The 15,488-nt window shown below is 70.0% G+C and carries 13 protein-coding genes; 6 read left to right on the forward strand and 7 right to left on the reverse strand.

Translation table 11 applies throughout. From position 1 onward, the window contains the following. Positions 1–23 precede the first annotated feature (23 nt). Positions 24–812 carry a helix-turn-helix domain-containing protein gene (locus ACZ52C_RS04890; protein WP_469073451.1) on the forward strand — a complete coding sequence of 263 codons (789 nt, stop codon included), beginning with the start codon at positions 24–26 and terminating at the stop codon, positions 810–812. Between the two features lie 31 nt (positions 813–843). Here the strand turns inward: ACZ52C_RS04890 and ACZ52C_RS04895 are convergent, their stop codons facing one another. After that, positions 844–1,869, reverse strand: a complete 1,026-nt coding sequence (locus ACZ52C_RS04895; protein ID WP_469073452.1) for an ATP-dependent 6-phosphofructokinase — start codon at positions 1,867–1,869, stop codon at positions 844–846. 270 nt (positions 1,870–2,139) lie between these two features. Between ACZ52C_RS04895 and pta the strand changes: the two genes are divergently transcribed. From pta to pyk, 3 genes are all read left to right on the forward strand, one after another. Then, a complete protein-coding gene (pta, locus tag ACZ52C_RS04900; protein ID WP_469073453.1) occupies positions 2,140–4,233 on the forward strand; it encodes a phosphate acetyltransferase in 2,094 nt (697 codons plus the stop codon). A gap of 29 nt (positions 4,234–4,262) precedes the next feature. Beyond that, a complete protein-coding gene (locus ACZ52C_RS04905; protein WP_469073454.1) occupies positions 4,263–5,474 on the forward strand; it encodes an acetate kinase in 1,212 nt (403 codons plus the stop codon). 135 nt (positions 5,475–5,609) lie between these two features. Further along, positions 5,610–7,040 (forward strand): pyruvate kinase, encoded by a 1,431-nt coding sequence (pyk, locus tag ACZ52C_RS04910; RefSeq protein WP_192335428.1) that lies wholly within the window; start codon positions 5,610–5,612, stop codon positions 7,038–7,040. A 126-nt stretch (positions 7,041–7,166) separates the two neighbouring features. Here the strand turns inward: pyk and ACZ52C_RS04915 are convergent, their stop codons facing one another. From ACZ52C_RS04915 to ACZ52C_RS04930, 4 genes are all read right to left on the reverse strand, one after another. After that, entirely contained in the window at positions 7,167–8,594 is a 1,428-nt protein-coding gene (locus tag ACZ52C_RS04915; protein ID WP_469073455.1) for a hypothetical protein, read from the reverse strand. Beyond that, entirely contained in the window at positions 8,584–9,207 is a 624-nt protein-coding gene (locus ACZ52C_RS04920; protein ID WP_469073456.1) for a DUF6114 domain-containing protein, read from the reverse strand. The genes ACZ52C_RS04915 and ACZ52C_RS04920 overlap by 11 nt, the downstream gene beginning before the upstream one ends. Positions 9,208–9,372: 165 nt before the next feature. Then, a complete protein-coding gene (locus tag ACZ52C_RS04925; protein WP_469073457.1) occupies positions 9,373–10,008 on the reverse strand; it encodes a DUF6230 family protein in 636 nt (211 codons plus the stop codon). Positions 10,009–10,700: 692 nt separating this feature from the next. Beyond that, positions 10,701–11,678 carry a tetratricopeptide repeat protein gene (locus tag ACZ52C_RS04930; RefSeq protein WP_319107774.1) on the reverse strand — a complete coding sequence of 326 codons (978 nt, stop codon included), beginning with the start codon at positions 11,676–11,678 and terminating at the stop codon, positions 10,701–10,703. Positions 11,679–11,866: 188 nt separating this feature from the next. On the opposite strand from ACZ52C_RS04930, the gene ACZ52C_RS04935 reads away from it, so the two are divergent. Then, positions 11,867–12,493 carry a TetR/AcrR family transcriptional regulator gene (locus ACZ52C_RS04935; RefSeq protein ID WP_469073458.1) on the forward strand — a complete coding sequence of 209 codons (627 nt, stop codon included), beginning with the start codon at positions 11,867–11,869 and terminating at the stop codon, positions 12,491–12,493. Between the two features lie 85 nt (positions 12,494–12,578). On the opposite strand, the gene ACZ52C_RS04940 is transcribed toward ACZ52C_RS04935, so the two are convergent. Then, on the reverse strand, positions 12,579–14,279 hold the full coding sequence (locus ACZ52C_RS04940) for an acyl-CoA mutase large subunit family protein (RefSeq protein ID WP_469073459.1): 1,701 nt from the start codon (positions 14,277–14,279) through the stop codon (positions 12,579–12,581). 94 nt (positions 14,280–14,373) lie between these two features. Between ACZ52C_RS04940 and ACZ52C_RS04945 the strand changes: the two genes are divergently transcribed. Beyond that, positions 14,374–14,715: a DUF3817 domain-containing protein gene (locus tag ACZ52C_RS04945; RefSeq protein WP_319107770.1), complete on the forward strand. Its 342-nt coding sequence runs from the start codon at positions 14,374–14,376 to the stop codon at positions 14,713–14,715. A gap of 21 nt (positions 14,716–14,736) precedes the next feature. On the opposite strand, the gene ACZ52C_RS04950 is transcribed toward ACZ52C_RS04945, so the two are convergent. Next, on the reverse strand, positions 14,737–15,246 hold the full coding sequence (locus tag ACZ52C_RS04950) for a MarR family winged helix-turn-helix transcriptional regulator (protein WP_469073460.1): 510 nt from the start codon (positions 15,244–15,246) through the stop codon (positions 14,737–14,739). Between the last annotated feature and the right edge of the window lie 242 nt (positions 15,247–15,488).

Genomic DNA, 15,488 nt, shown 5'->3' on the forward strand with positions numbered 1-15,488 from the left:
CCCCGCGCCCCTACGTTGAGCGCGTGCACCGACGCTCAGCCCACGAACGACAGCCCCAGCACCCACACCCACTCACGCACCCCCACACGACCTCGTCCCCGGCCCCGGCCGCACAGGCCGCCGCCCCGGCCCCGCCCTTCGACGCCCCCGCCGCCAGGAAACTGCGCGTGGCGCTCGGGATGGGCCCCGAGCACGTCGCCTACGGGATGCGGTCCTCCTACGGCCTCCCCTACGTCACCCCTGATCTGGTCGCCGCCTGGGAGGACGGCACCACCTCACCCGTCGGACCCGAACTCACCGCGCTCGCCGGGGTGTTGTGGTGCTCGGTAGGTGAACTCATCAGCGCGCCCCGGACCTTGCGCGAGCACCGCGCGGCCCGGGGGATCGCCGCCGAGGACGTCGCCCGCGCGGTCGGCCTCGACCTCGCCGCGTACCTGCGGACGGAGGAGACCGGGGAGTGGCGCGGCACCGACCGTCAGGCGGCCGCCCTCGCCACCGTGCTCGACCTCTCGCCGCCCGAACTCACCACCGTGACGGGACGCGAGACACGGCTCAGGGAACTGCTCCACAGCGCGGTCACCACCCGCCGGCAGGCCCAGGTACGACCGGTCGCGAGACTGCTCGCCCTCGACCGGCAGCTCGTGGAGGACGTCCTCCAGGAGCTGCACGCCGACTACCAGGGCCCGATGGCCGCCACCCTCACCTGGGCCAACGGCACCGCCGCGACCGACTCGGGCGACGCCGACCGCGACTACCTGGACGGGATCGTCGACCGCTTCTGGTCACTGGTCCGACGAACAACCGCCTACTGACCCGGCCTCCCCGGATCACCGGCACAAAGGGCTAGAAGACCGACTCCGCCTCGTCCATCCGGTCCTTCGGCACCGTCTTCAGCTCGGTCACCGCCTCCGCCAGCGGCACCATCACCACCTCGGTGCCGCGCAGGGCGGTCATACGGCCGTAGTCGGCCCGGTGCGCGGCCTCGACCGCGTGCCAGCCGAAGCGCGTGGCGAGCACCCTGTCGTACGCGGTGGGGGTGCCGCCCCGCTGGATATGGCCCAGAATGACCGGCTTGGCCTCCTTGCCGAGGCGGCGCTCCAGCTCGTACGCCAGGGCCGTGCCGATGCCCTGGAAGCGCTCGTGGCCGAACTGGTCGATCTCACCGTGGCCGTAGTCCATGGAGCCCTCGGCCGGGTGCGCACCCTCGGCGACGCAGATGACCGCGAACTTCTTGCCCCGCGAGAAGCGCTCCTCCACCATCTTCACCAGGTGGGCGGGGTCGAAGGCCCGCTCCGGCAGACAGATGCCGTGCGCGCCCGCCGCCATCCCGGACTCCAGCGCGATCCAGCCGGCGTGCCGGCCCATGACCTCGACGACCATCACCCGCTGATGGGACTCGGCGGTCGTCTTCAGGCGGTCCATCGCCTCCGTGGCGACACCCACGGCCGTGTCGAAGCCGAACGTGCGATCGGTGGACGAGATGTCGTTGTCGATGGTCTTCGGGACGCCGACCACCGGCAGGCCGGCGTCGCTGAGCATCCGCGCGGCCGTGAGCGTGCCCTCGCCGCCGATCGGGATCAGGACGTCGATGCCGAACTGGTGGGCCATGTCCTGCGCGTTCTCGCAGGCCTCGCGGAGGCGGTCGCGCTGGAGGCGGGAGGAGCCGAGAATGGTGCCGCCGCGGGCCAGGATGCCGCTGACGGACTCCAGGTCGAGGGTCCGGTAGCGGCCGTCGAGGAGGCCCGCGTAGCCGTCCTCGAAGCCGATGACCTCGTCGCCGTACTGGGCGACCGCTCGGTGCACGACCGACCGGATCACTGCGTTCAGGCCCGGACAGTCGCCGCCTGCGGTGAGAACTCCGATACGCATCGTGCTGTGTCTCCTGCTCGTCCTGATCGTCCTGAGCGTCCTGAGTGTCCGGCTCGGTGGTGGTACTGATGAGCCAGTCCGATTGTTTCACGGCCGACCGGGGGTCGCCGCGCCCGTCCGGCCCCACCCGGGACCCCTCCCCACTGATGGGCGCCTTATCCATGGTCAGGGGTATTGTCAAGAGGGTTTCCGTCCTCCGTGACGGTGATTTCCACCCCTCCCCTGCCGAATCAGTCGAACCACATGAACCGCATGAAACGGAGAGCACACGTGACGCGCAGCGTGTACGTGACCGGGATCGATCGCGGCGACGGCCGCCAGGTCGTCGAACTGGGGGTGATGGAGCTCCTGACCCGCCAGGTCGACCGGGTGGGGGTGTTCCGGCCGCTGCTGCACCACGGACCGGACCGGCTCTTCGACCTGCTGCGCGCCCGCTACCGGCTCACCCAGGACCCGGCGACCGTGTACGGCATGGACTACCACGAGGCGTCCACGCTCCAGGCCGAGCACGGCACGGACGAGCTGGTCTCCACGCTCGTCGACCGGTTCCACGCCGTCGCCCGGGACTACGACGTCGTCCTCGTCCTCGGGACCGACTTCGCCGACACCCAGTTCCCGGACGAGCTGTCGCTCAACGCCCGGCTCGCCAACGAGTTCGGCGCGTCCGTCATCCCGGTGGTCGGCGGGCGGAAGCAGACCGCCGAGTCGGTGGTGGCCGAGACCCACAACGCCTACCGCGCGTACGAGGGCCTCGGCTGCGACGTGCTCGCCATGGTCGTCAACCGGGTCGCGCCCGCCGACCGCGACGGGATGGCCGAGCGGCTCGGTGACTCCCGGCTGCCGCTCCCCGTGCCCTGCTACGTGCTGCCCGACGAGCCCGCGCTCTCCGCGCCCACCGTCGCCCAGATCACCCACGCGCTGGGCGGCAAGGTCCTGCTCGGCGACGACTCGGGCCTCGCGCGCGACGCGCTGAACTTCGTCTTCGGCGGGGCCATGCTGCCGAACTTCCTCAACGCCCTGACCCCGGGCTGTCTGGTCGTCACCCCCGGCGACCGCGCGGACCTCGTCATCGGCTCCCTCGCCGCGCACAGCGCCGGCACCCCGCCGATCGCGGGCCTGCTGCTCACCCTCGACGAGCGGCCCAGCGAGGAGATCCTCACCCTCGCCGCCCGCCTCGCCCCCGGCACGCCCGTCGTCGCCGTCGAGTCCGGCTCCTTCCTCACCGCCTCCGAACTCTTCTCCATGGAGGGCAAGTTGAGCGCGGTGACCCCGCGCAAGGCGGAGACGGCGCTCGGGCTCTTCGAGCGGCACGTGGACACCGCCGAGCTGCGGGGCCGGGTCTCGGCGCCGAGCAGCGACCGGGTCACGCCGATGATGTTCGAGCACACCCTCCTCGAACAGGCCCGCTCCGAGCGGCGCCGGGTGGTGCTCCCCGAGGGCACGGAGGAGCGCGTCCTGCACGCGGCCGAGGTCATCCTCCGCCGCGACGTCTGCGACCTCACCCTCCTCGGCCCCGTCGAGCAGATCCGCAAGAAGGCCGCCGACCTGGGCATCGACCTCGGCGACAGCATGCTGGTGGACCCGGCGACCTCCGAGTGGCGCGACCCCTTCGCGGAGAAGTACGCCCAGTTCCGCGCCCACAAGAACGTCAGCATGGAGCTGGCGTACGACGTGGTGTCCGATGTGAACTACTTCGGCACGCTGATGGTCCAGGAGGGGATGGCCGACGGGATGGTCTCGGGTTCGGTGCACTCCACCGCCGCCACCATCCGGCCCGCCTTCGAGATCATCAAGACCCGGCCGGACGCCGGCATCGTCTCGTCGGTCTTCTTCATGTGTCTCGCGGACAAGGTGCTGGTGTACGGGGACTGCGCGGTGAACCCGGACCCGAACGCCGAGCAGCTCGCCGACATCGCGATCCAGTCCGCCGCCACCGCGCGGCAGTTCGGGGTCGAGCCGAGGATCGCGATGCTGTCGTACTCCACGGGGACGTCCGGGTCGGGCGCCGATGTCGACAAGGTGCGCGAGGCCACCGACATCGTGCGCTCCCGGCGGCCCGACCTGCTGATCGAGGGGCCGATCCAGTACGACGCCGCCGTGGAGCCGAGTGTTGCGGCGACCAAGCTGCCGGACTCCGAAGTGGCGGGCCAGGCCACGGTGTTGATCTTCCCGGACCTCAACACCGGCAACAACACCTACAAGGCCGTGCAGCGGTCGGCGGGCGCGCTCGCGGTCGGGCCGGTCCTCCAGGGGCTGCGCAAGCCGGTCAACGACCTGTCCCGGGGCGCGCTGGTCCAGGACATCGTGACCACGGTCGCCATCACGGCGATCCAGGCCCAGACGCCCACGCCCGCGGCCCAGTGACCCCCACCGACGACAGAAAGCCCACCCCCGTGACCGCCACCCGCGTCCTCGTCCTCAACTCCGGCTCCTCGTCGGTGAAGTACCAGCTCCTCGACATGCGCGACCGCAGCCGCCTGGCCATGGGCCTGGTGGAGCGCATCGGCGAGGAGACCTCCCGGCTGAAGCACACCCCGCTCACGAACGGGGGCGCCTCCCGCGAGCGCACCGAGCCGATCGCCGACCACGAAGCCGCCCTCCAGGCTGTGGCGGAGGAGCTGGCCAAGGACAGCCTCGGCCTGGACTCCCCCGAGCTGGCGGCCATCGGTCACCGCGTGGTGCACGGCGGACAGAGCTTCACCCGGCCGACCGTGATCGACGACACCGTGCTCGCCGAGATCGAGCGGCTGATCCCGGTGGCACCGCTGCACAACCCGGCCAACCTCACCGGGATCCGCACGGCGCGGGCGCTGCGCCCGGACCTGCCGCAGGTGGCGGTGTTCGACACGGCGTTCCACACCACCATGCCGGAGTCGGCGGCCCGCTACGCCATCGACGTCGAGACAGCCGACGCGCACCGCATCCGCCGCTACGGCTTCCACGGCACCTCGCACGCGTACGTGTCCCGGGCGACGGCCGAACTGCTGGGCAAGGACCCGTCCGAGGTGAACGTCATCGTGCTGCACCTCGGCAACGGGGCGTCCGCGTCGGCGGTCCGCGGCGGGCGGTGCGTGGACACCTCCATGGGGCTGACGCCCTTGGAGGGGCTCGTGATGGGTACCCGGTCCGGAGACATGGACCCGGCCGTCATCTTTCATTTGATGCGCGTTGGCGGAATGTCCACGGACGAGATCGACACTCTCCTCAACAAGAAGAGCGGTCTGATCGGGCTGTGCGGCGACAACGACATGCGGGAAATCCGCCGGCGAATCGACGAGGGCGACGAACGGGCGAAGCTGGCCTTCGACATCTACATTCACCGGTTGAAGAAGTACATCGGTGCTTACTACGCGGTGCTCGGCCGGGTGGACGCGGTCGCGTTCACGGCGGGTGTCGGCGAGAACGCGGCGCCGGTGCGGGAGGCCGCCCTCGCGGGCCTGGACGGGCTGGGCCTCGCCGTGGACGGCGATCTCAACGCCGTACGGGGCGACGAGCCGCGGCTGATCTCGCCGGCCGGTGCGCGGGTCGCCGTGGCGGTGGTCCCGACGGACGAGGAACTGGAGATCGCGGCACAGACGTACACCCTGGTCGGAAAGAACATCTGAGCTTCGAAAAGAACAACTGAGCACCATCGGGCAATACACGCCGGTAACACGCCTGAGCGCATAGCCGCCCATATGAATTGCAGCATTCCGCCAGACGGAATATTCCGGAGCGAAACAAACCGATAGGATCGTCCCATGCGCCGTTCGAAAATCGTCTGTACTCTCGGCCCCGCGGTCGACTCCCACGAGCAACTGGTCGCCCTCATCGAGGCCGGCATGAACGTGGCCCGTTTCAATTTCAGCCACGGCAGTCACGCCGAGCACCAGGGCCGCTACGACCGGGTCCGGGCCGCCGCCGCCGAGACCGGCAAGGCCATCGGTGTCCTCGCCGACCTCCAGGGCCCCAAGATCCGCCTGGAGACCTTCGCCGAGGGTCCCGTCGAGCTGGTGCGCGGTGACGAGTTCACCATCACCGCCGAGGACGTGCCGGGCGACAAGCAGATCTGCGGTACGACGTACAAGGGCCTGCCCGGTGACGTCTCCCCCGGTGACCAGGTCCTCATCAACGACGGCAACGTCGAGCTGAGGGTCATCGAGGTCGACGGGCCGCGCGTGCGGACCGAGGTCGTCGAGGGCGGTGTCATCTCCGACCACAAGGGCATCAACCTGCCCGGCGCGGCCGTCAACGTGCCCGCGCTGTCCGAGAAGGACGTCGAGGACCTGCGGTTCGCGCTGCGGATGGGCTGCGACCTGGTGGCGCTGTCCTTCGTGCGGGACGCGAGCGACGTGCGGGACGTCCACAAGGTGATGGACGAGGTGGGCCGCCGGGTCCCCGTCATCGCCAAGGTGGAGAAGCCGCAGGCGGTGGAGAACATGGAGGACGTCGTGATGGCGTTCGACGGTGTGATGGTCGCCCGTGGCGACCTGGCCGTCGAGTACCCGCTCGAGAAGGTCCCCATGGTGCAGAAGCGCCTCATCGAGCTGTGCCGCCGCAACGCCAAGCCGGTGATCGTGGCGACCCAGATGATGGAGTCGATGATCACCAACTCCCGCCCCACCCGCGCCGAGGCCTCCGACGTGGCCAACGCGATCCTGGACGGCGCGGACGCGGTCATGCTGTCGGCGGAGTCCAGCGTGGGCGCGTACCCGCTGGAGACCGTCCGGACGATGTCGAAGATCGTCACGGCGGCCGAGGAGGAGCTGCTCTCCAAGGGCCTCCAGCCGCTGGTGCCGGGCAAGAAGCCGCGCACGCAGGGTGGTTCGATCGCCCGTGCCGCCTGCGAGATCGCCGACTTCCTCGGCGGCCGGGCCCTGGTGGCGTTCACGCAGTCCGGTGACACCGCCCGCCGGCTCTCGCGCTATCGCGCGTCGCAGCCGATCATCGCGTACACCACCGACGAGTCCACCCGGAACCAGCTGGCGCTCAGCTGGGGTGTCGAGTCGCACGTCGTGCCGTTCGTGAACAGCACCGACGAGATGGTCGACCTGGTCGACCACGAGATGGTCAAGCTCAACCGCTTCAATGAGGGCGACATCGCGGTCATCACCGCCGGCTCGCCCCCCGGTGTCCCGGGCACCACCAACATGGTCCGGGTGCACCACCTGGGCGGCGGCGCCCGCGACTGACGCGGCCGTCATCGCCGTACGAGACACCGAGGGCGCCCCCTGGGAACAGGGGGCGCCCTCGGTCTGTGCGGCTCCCGGAAGGGTCCTGGGCGGCCCGGTCTCCCGGGCCGCAGGGTGACCGGCTGCTCAGTCGGTCGTGAACTGGTGCATGCCCGGAACGGTGAGCGTTCCGCCGAACTGGCCCGCCTGGACGACCTGCACCTTGGTGAAGTAGATCAGCGGGATGTTCAGCGGCGGCGGGTGCTTCGGGTCGAAGGTCACCGGGATCAGACCGAGCAGGTTGCCGGAGATGCTCTCGGTGTACATGACCGTCTTGCCCTCGCGGATCGTGGACGTGGTGCCCTTGCCGGCCTGCACGTGGTAGGTCACGCCGGCCTGCTTGTCCTCGACCGTCTGGTGGAGGTCGCCGATGTCGGTGCCGTCGGAGATGACGTACTTCAGCACCTCCTTGACCGAGCCGTCGGCGGTCTTCACCTTGACGACGCCCTTGTAGTCGGCGCCCTTCAGCAGCAGCGAGCTGGCGTCCAGGTACCAGGGGTCGTTCGGCAGCGGCGGAATGCCCTTCTCGACGCCGCTCTCGTCGTCCGTGGCGACCGGGCAGCCCTCGGTGTCCGCGCTCTCGCTCGGCGAGGGACTCGGCGTGGCGGTGGCGTCGTCCGTGGCGTCGTCGGTGGCGTCCTCGGCCGCCTTCTCGAGGTCCTCGGTGTCCCCGGCGGTGTCGGTGACGTCCTTGGCGGCGTCCTCGACCTTGTCGGAGGCGTCGCCCGCGGTGTCCTTCGCGTCCTTGCCGGCGTCCGAGCCCGCGTCGTCGTCCTCCTTCGAGCCGGAGGCGTCCTCCGAAGGGGAGGGCGACGGGGACGGGCTGGTCGACGTGGAGGGAGCGGTCTCCGTCTCCTTGTCGTCCGGCGTGAACAGGTCCTCGATGGCGGTGCCGATGTCCTCCAGCACGTTGCCGCCGCTGTCGGTGCCTGAGGTGCCCGAGGTGTCCGCCGACGAGGTGTCGCCGGAGTCGGACGTGCCGGTCGCGGCCTTGTCGGAGCCGGTCGTCGACGACGCGTCCGAGGCCGAGCCGTCCTTGTCGTCGGAACCTGAATCCGACGACGCGGAGTCGTCCGTGGTCGTGTCGTCGGAGGCCGAGTCTCCGGAGGAGTTGCTGTCGTCGGCGGAGTCGTCGCCCGCGGACGTGTCCTTGTCCTCGTCCGTGGACGTGTCCTCGTCCTTGGAGTCGGTGCTCTCCTCGGCAGACGGGGTCGGGGTCGGCGAGGCGGAGGCGTCGGTGCCCTCCTCGGCGGCCTCCAGGGCCTCCACGCAGTCCTTGTACTCGTCGGCGGTCAGAGACAGCTTCGTCGGGTCGTCGGCACGGGCGAGCGTCAGTGTGGGCGTGAAGCCCATGCCCATGAGGACCGCCGTCGGCATCGCCGCCAGGGCTATCGCCTTGCCCGCCGGCATGTTCAGCCGGGTGAGAAGGGGCTTCTTGGGCGCCGCGTGCCGCGGTCCGGATCTCGCACGGGACTCTCCCACCGAAGTCCCGTGGGTCACCTCGTCAGCCGGCACTGTGCCTCCCGTTCGTCCCGTTCGTGGGGGTGGTACCTGTGAGGTCGTCGCCCTCGCCGTTCGCCGCCCCGCTCACCGAGCCCGCTCCCGCGGGCTCCGGGGCGTCGCCCTTGTGCAGGGGGACCGCACCTTGCTGTGCCGTGTTCTCGGGAGCCGTGTCCTGCGGAACCGGCGTCCGCGAAGGGGTCCTGTAGGTGGACGGCACCGCCTCCTCCTCGTGACCGGGGGCCCAGGCGATGGCCAGCGCACCGCCGATCAGGGAGAGCAGGAAGCCGACACCGAAGCCACCGAGGTTGGAGACCGGGATGGACACGAGCGCCAGGAGGATCGCCGCCGTACCGGCGAAGGTGCGTACGTGCCGCTGGAACCAGAGGCTGACCCCGAGCACCACCAGCAGCACGCCGATGATGAGGGATCCCGCGCCGCCCGTCGTCGACATGGCGAGCGTCAGGTGACCGATCTGCAGGTTCGCGTACGGCAGATACATGATCGGGAAACCGCCGAGCAGGACCAACAGCCCCGCCCAGAAGGGACGAGAGCCCCTCCAGTCACTAAAGCGCCGCCGAAAGGCGCGGAGATAGTCTTCGTTCTGCCCCGTTGACTCGGCGCTCATGGACAACAGCTCCCTGGAACAGTGTTGCTGTGAGAAATTCACGTACGACACGTACGAAGCGGGCGTACGGAATTCAGGTACGGAGGTCGCGTGCGCGGTGGAGCGCACGACGGGAGGGACGGGCGGGCGAAGAAGCGGACGCCCCCTCACCCGCCCAGGGAGTGCCTAGTAGCACTCCACGACGCCCTTGTGGAGCGACATCTTCAAGTTGCTCAGCTTGAAGGTTCCTGCAGTGGTCGCCCACGCCGTCTGCTTCACGTCGCTCAGCGAGGCCGAGTCGGCCTGCTGGGCGAACCCGTAGGGGTTGGCCTGCTCCGAGCCGCCCTTCATGCCCGGACCCTTGTTGGCGTCCTTGGCCGCCACACCGATGTCGATGCCACGGAAGGTGGCGTCTCCGGAGAGCTCCTCGACGTCGATGTAGAGGTTCTCGGCCTCGACCTTCTTGCCACCGGTGCCGGCGGTCAGCTTGAGGCTGACGCTACCGAGGATCGGGACACCGGGGGTGACGACCGACTGACACATGTTGGTGATGGTCGCGGACTTGAACCCCGAGACGGCGACGGGGTGAACCGTCTTCTCGCCCTTGAGGGTGTAACCCTCGTCGAGCGCTCCGTACTGCGAGAAGCCCGTGCCGTCGAGCTGGCCCGCCGTCACCTTGAACGACTGGCCCGACACACTGAACGACGCGGCGAGAGCACCCTGCGCGAGGGCGACACCTATCGCTGCCGTGGCGGCGACGCTGGGCACCATGACCACAGCGAACCGCTTCCATCTGGTCCCGCCACGCACCTGGGACTCCATATTTCCTCCTTCTCGGACGTACATCTCCTGACACCGGCTCGCCCCTTGGCGGCGGCTCGGCCGGACAGGGATGGGAGAAGTGCTACGTCCTCGGGAAGGAGAGCGCCTGCGCTCGGTGGCGCGAAAAGCGCCCGAATCACCGGCGATCACCCCCGAGCGACAACCACTGGTCGCGCCTGACACGCATCACGCACAACCTGCTGGACAGGCTCCGCGGTTGAGCGGAGACCCCCCTGCCCAAGAGCCGGCGCCACTGTCGCCCGCTCTACTCGGTGGGGACCCAGAAAACCCGTTGACCCGACTGGCTGGCGGGGTACGGGACAGGACCGAGCGTCGCCGATCGTGGTGCATTCTCGCCGCCCCCGCAAGGGGGGTCGTTACTGGCTAGTAACGGACGGATAACCGAACAACGACCCATCGGCATCGGCCAGCGACCCTGGGTGGCGCCCAGTGAGGCGACACATGGGTGGACAGTCGGACAGAGTCCGACAGATCGACGGGATTCTCTTACTGCCAGTAACAGCGGCCGCGATTACCAAGATTTGGTAAAACGCGGCCGCTGTGTCGCTGTGTCGCCAAATCTCTCACTCACGCATCACGCGCCCCGGTACTCCGGGACCGGACGGTCGAGAGCCCCCGCGCCTCGGCCCGTCACCGTCGGCACACGGCCGGGGAACAGGCCCACGGACAGGTCAGAACAGGGCCCGCGCCAGCGAGCGACGCGCCGCGGCCACCCGCGGATCGTCACCGCCGACCACCTCGAAGAGCTCCAGCAGCCGCAGCCGTACGGCGTCCCGGTCGTCACCGGCCGTGCGCCGCACTGTGTCGATGAGTCGTCCGAACGCGTCCTCCACATGTCCGCCGACGAGGTCGAGGTCCGCCGCCGCGATCTGCGCCTGCGCGTCGCCCGGGTTCTCGGCGGCCGCCTTGCGCACGTCCTGCGGGTCGACGCCCTGCACACGCTGGAGCAACTCGGCCTGGGCGAGGCCCAGTTTGGCCTCCGTGTTACCCGGGTCGTCGCTCAGCACGTTCTTGTACGCCTGCACCGCGCCACCGAAGTCGCCCGCGTCCAGGGCTCGTACGGCGGCTTCGAGCAGGTGGTCGTACGGGCCGGCCGGGATCTGCGGGGCCGCCTCGACGGGGGCGCCGGACTCGGCGTCCGGGTCCACCACCAGGCCGGTGAGCCCGAAGCGCTCCTCGGCGACCTGCACGAGCTGGTCGAGGGTCGCGCGGATCTGCTGCTCGGGGGCGGCGCCCTGGAAGAGGGGGAGGGCCTGACCGGCGACGACGGCGAACACGGCCGGGATCCCCTGGATCCCGAACTGCTGCATCAACATCTGGTTGGCGTCGACATCGATCTTCGCGAGGACGAACTTGCCGTTGTACTCGACGGCGAGGCGCTCCAGCACCGGGCTGAGCTGCTTGCAGGGCTGGCACCACTCGGCCCAGAAGTCGATGACGACGGGGACTTCGGTGGACCGCTGAAGGACCTCGCTCTCGAACCCGGCCTCATCGACGTCGATGACCAGGTCGGCCGGGGAGACCGCCCCTCCCCCGCCCTGCCGGGCCGCTTCGGCGCGCGCCTGCTCCGCCTTCGCCTTGGCCTCCTGGGCCGCCTTCACCGCGGCGAGGTCGACGACTCCGCTCATGGACATGTTCCGTGGCTGCATGAGTACATCCTCCCCCTTCCGAGCACGCAGGTGAAAAGCGTCCTGGAGCCGAGCGCCCACCCGGCTTTCGCTACGACTCGTAGCGTAACCGCCCCGCCGACCCTCCTGCACCCCTCACTACCCACTCCGCAGTGATCTGCCTCACGACGACGGGGAGGATTTCGACAACGGCCGGATATGGTCGGCGGATGCAGAGCCGCACCCCCGCCTCACGTGCCACGGGCGGCCGTCCGCGCAGTGCCGCCGCGGACGCCGCGATCCTGGCCGCGACCCGTGCGGCGCTGGTCGACCTGGGCTGGTCGAAGCTGACCCTGGGCGACGTGGCGACCCGGGCCGGTGTCGCGAAGACGACCCTCTACCGCCGCTGGGCCGGCAAGAACGAACTCGTCGTGGACGCGGTGGCGGAACTCTTCGACGAACTGCGCCTGCCCGACCGGGGCAGCCTGGCCGCCGACATCGAGGGCGTCGTGCTCCAGTTCGCGGCGATCCTGGCCCGCCCGGAGGCCAAGAGCGGCCTCATGGCCGTCGTCGCCGAGTCGACCCACGACGACGCCCTGCGCGAACGCATCCGCGCCTCCATCGTCGACCGCCAGAAACGCCTCGTCCTGGAGGGCCGCACCCGTGCCCAGACCCGCGGCGAACTCCCCCCGGAATCCGACCCCACCACCGCCTCCCGCACCGTCGACCTCATCTTCGACGTGGTCGCGGGCGCGGTCGTCCACCGCACCCTGGTCAGCGCGGAACCGGCGGACGAGGACTGGGCCAGGGGCTTCACGACCCTCCTGCTGCACGGCCTGAGCGGAAGCACCCCGTAGGGGGCGCGAGGGGAACTGCGCGAGAAGCCCCCACGCCCCCGCACTCGACAACGGCCCCAACCCGCCCCGCCAGAGCGACCGCGCCCTAGAACCCCGCCGGCTCCGTGTACACCCCCCACTCCTCCCGCAGCACCCCGCAGATCTCCCCCAGCGTCGCCTCGGCCCGCACCGCGTCGAGCATCGGCCCGATCATGTTGGCCCCGCTGCGCGCCGCCGCGAGCATCGCGTCGAGCGCGGACCGCACCGCCCCGTCGTCCCGCGCGGCCTTCCGCCCCGCGAGCACCCGCACCTGCTCCCGCTCCACCTCGTGGCTGACCCGCAGGATCTCCAGGTCCCCGGTCACGGACCCATGGTGGACATTGACGCCGACGACCCGCTTCTCCCCCTTCTCCAGCGCCTGTTGGTACCGGAAGGCGGACTCCGCGATCTCCCCGGTGAACCACCCGTCCTCGATCCCCCGCAGGATCCCGGACGTGATCGGCCCGATCGGATGCACCCCGTCCGGACGCGCCCGCAGCCCCCGCTCCTTGATCTGGTCGAAGATCTTCTCGGCGTCGGCCTCGATACGGTCCGTCAGTTGCTCGACGTACCACGAACCACCCAGCGGATCGGCGACGCCTGCCACGCCGGTCTCCTCCATCAGCACCTGCTGCGTCCGCAACGCGATCTCCGCGGCCTGCTCGGACGGCAGCGCCAGCGTCTCGTCCAGCGCGTTGGTGTGCAGCGAGTTGGTCCCGCCGAGCACCGCCGACAGCGCCTCCACCGCCGTACGCACCACGTTGTTGTACGGCTGCTGCGCGGTCAGCGAGACCCCGGCCGTCTGCGTGTGGAAGCGCAGCCACTGGGCCTTCTCCGTGCGCGCCCCGTACACGTCCCGCATCCACCGCGCCCAGATCCGGCGCGCCGCGCGGAACTTGGCGATCTCCTCGAAGAAGTCGACGTGCGCGTCGAAGAAGAAGGACAGCCCGGGCGCGAACACGTCGACGTCCAGCCCCCGGCTGAGCCCCAGTTCCACGTATCCGAAGCCGTCCGCGAGGGTGTACGCCAGTTCCTGCGCGGCCGTGGCCCCGGCCTCGCGGATGTGGTAGCCGGAGACGGAGAGCGGCTTGTACGCGGGGATCTTCGCCGCGCAGTGCTCCATGAGGTCGCCGATGAGGCGCAGATGCGGCTCGGGCTGGAAGAGCCACTCCTTCTGCGCGATGTACTCCTTGAAGATGTCGGTCTGGAGGGTGCCGTTGAGCACGCCCGGGTCGACGCCCTGCCGCTCGGCGGCGACGAGGTACATGCAGAAGACGGGGACGGCGGGCCCGCTGATCGTCATGGAGGTGGTGACGTCGCCCAGCGGGATGCCCTCGAACAGCACCTCCATGTCGGCGGCGGAGTCGATGGCGACGCCGCAGTGGCCCACCTCGCCGAGCGAGCGCGGATCGTCCGAGTCCCGGCCCATCAGGGTCGGCATGTCGAACGCGACGGACAGCCCTCCGCCTCCGTTGGCGAGGATCATCTTGTAGCGCTCGTTCGTCTGCTCCGCGTTCCCGAACCCCGCGAACTGGCGGATCGTCCAGGTCCGCCCCCGATAGCCGGTCGGATACAGCCCGCGCGTGAAGGGGAACTCCCCCGGCCAGCCGATCCGCTCGAACCCCTCGTACACATCGCCCGGCCGGGGCCCGTACACGGGCTCCACGGGGTCCCCGGAGAGCGTCGTGAAGTCGGCCTCCCGCTTCCGCGCGGAGTCGTAACGGTCCTGCCAGCGGCGGCGGCCCTCTTCGATGGCGTCAGCGTCCATGGAACCAATTTACTAGGACGTCCTACTAAACGACAGCAACGCAGCTCAGGACGCGCGCGCGGGGTGCGAAACAGCACCCGTTACGCTCGGTGCCATGAAGAAGAGCGTCTTGACCCGCTACCGGGTGATGGCCTACGTCACCGCCGTCCTGCTGATCCTGCTGACAGTGGGCGTGATCGGGAAGCGCCTGCTGGGCATGGACGGCTTCGACGGCTTCGTCACGGTGGTCGGCTTCGCCCACGGCTGGCTGTACGTGCTCTACCTGGTCTTCGCCTTCGACCTCGGCAGCAAGGCCAAGATGCCGCTGGGCCGCCTCGCCTGGGTGCTGCTCGCCGGGACCGTGCCGACGGCCGCCTTCTTCGTGGAGCGCAAGGTCAGCCGCGAGGTCGAGCCGCTGATCATCAAGGAGGCGGCCCCGAACCCGGCCGCCGCCTGACCGCCTCCTGACCGCCTCCGGTCAGTCCTCCTCGAAGTCCCCCGCCGCCACCCGCAGCGGCCTGAGCATCGCGAAGATCTCCGCGCACTCCTCGGCGTCGTAGGCGCCGAGGCCGAAGTCCATGGCCATGAGCTCGCGGGTGGCCGCGTCGCAGACCTCGCGGCCCTTGTCGGTGATGGAGGCGAGGGTGCCGCGGCCGTCGTTGGGGTTGGGGCGCTTGTCGACCAGACCGGACTTCACCAGGCGGTCGACGGTGTTCGTCACGGACGTGGGGTGCACCATGAGCCGCTCACCGATCTTGGACATCGGCAGCTCGCCCTTCTGCGAGAAGGTCAGCAGCACGAGGGCCTCATAGCGCGCGAACGTCAGCCCGTACGGTTTGACCACCGCGTCGACCTCCGCCAGCAGGATCTGCTGGGCACGCATGATCGACGTGATCGCGGCCATGGACGGGACGTTTCCCCAGCGCTGCTTCCAGTGCTCGTCGGCGCGCGAGATGGGGTCGAAGGAGAGGCTGAGCGGCTTCGGCACGGCACCGACCTTACCGGCCGGTCACATGCCGGTCAGCCCCGTCTCGCCTTTCGGTCGCCCCACAGGGGCGCGGGGAACTGCACGAACGGGGCCCGCCCCCAGGGGCGCGGGGAACTGCGCGAACGGGGTCCGGGGCGGAGCCCCGAATCGTTGACGGGGGTCGAAGGCGGCGCGCAGCCCCTGGAGGATGGGACGGGTAGGGGCGGCGGGGGCGAGAAAATCCCGCGTCAACGGCCGGCAGC

It is taken from the genome of Streptomyces sp. NPDC034049, assembly GCF_055575575.1.

What these genes read in the sequence shown, in the direction of transcription:
- ACZ52C_RS04895 (WP_469073452.1), bottom strand. Translation starts at nt 1,869, where the DNA reads ATGCGTATCGGAGTTCTCACCGCAGGCGGCGACTGTCCGGGCCTGAAC.
- pyk (WP_192335428.1), top strand. Translation starts at nt 5,610, where the DNA reads ATGCGCCGTTCGAAAATCGTCTGTACTCTCGGCCCCGCGGTCGACTCC.
- ACZ52C_RS04920 (WP_469073456.1), bottom strand. Translation starts at nt 9,207, where the DNA reads ATGAGCGCCGAGTCAACGGGGCAGAACGAAGACTATCTCCGCGCCTTT.
- ACZ52C_RS04925 (WP_469073457.1), bottom strand. Translation starts at nt 10,008, where the DNA reads ATGGAGTCCCAGGTGCGTGGCGGGACCAGATGGAAGCGGTTCGCTGTG.
- ACZ52C_RS04930 (WP_319107774.1), bottom strand. Translation starts at nt 11,678, where the DNA reads ATGCAGCCACGGAACATGTCCATGAGCGGAGTCGTCGACCTCGCCGCG.
- ACZ52C_RS04935 (WP_469073458.1), top strand. Translation starts at nt 11,867, where the DNA reads ATGCAGAGCCGCACCCCCGCCTCACGTGCCACGGGCGGCCGTCCGCGC.
- ACZ52C_RS04940 (WP_469073459.1), bottom strand. Translation starts at nt 14,279, where the DNA reads ATGGACGCTGACGCCATCGAAGAGGGCCGCCGCCGCTGGCAGGACCGT.
- ACZ52C_RS04945 (WP_319107770.1), top strand. Translation starts at nt 14,374, where the DNA reads ATGAAGAAGAGCGTCTTGACCCGCTACCGGGTGATGGCCTACGTCACC.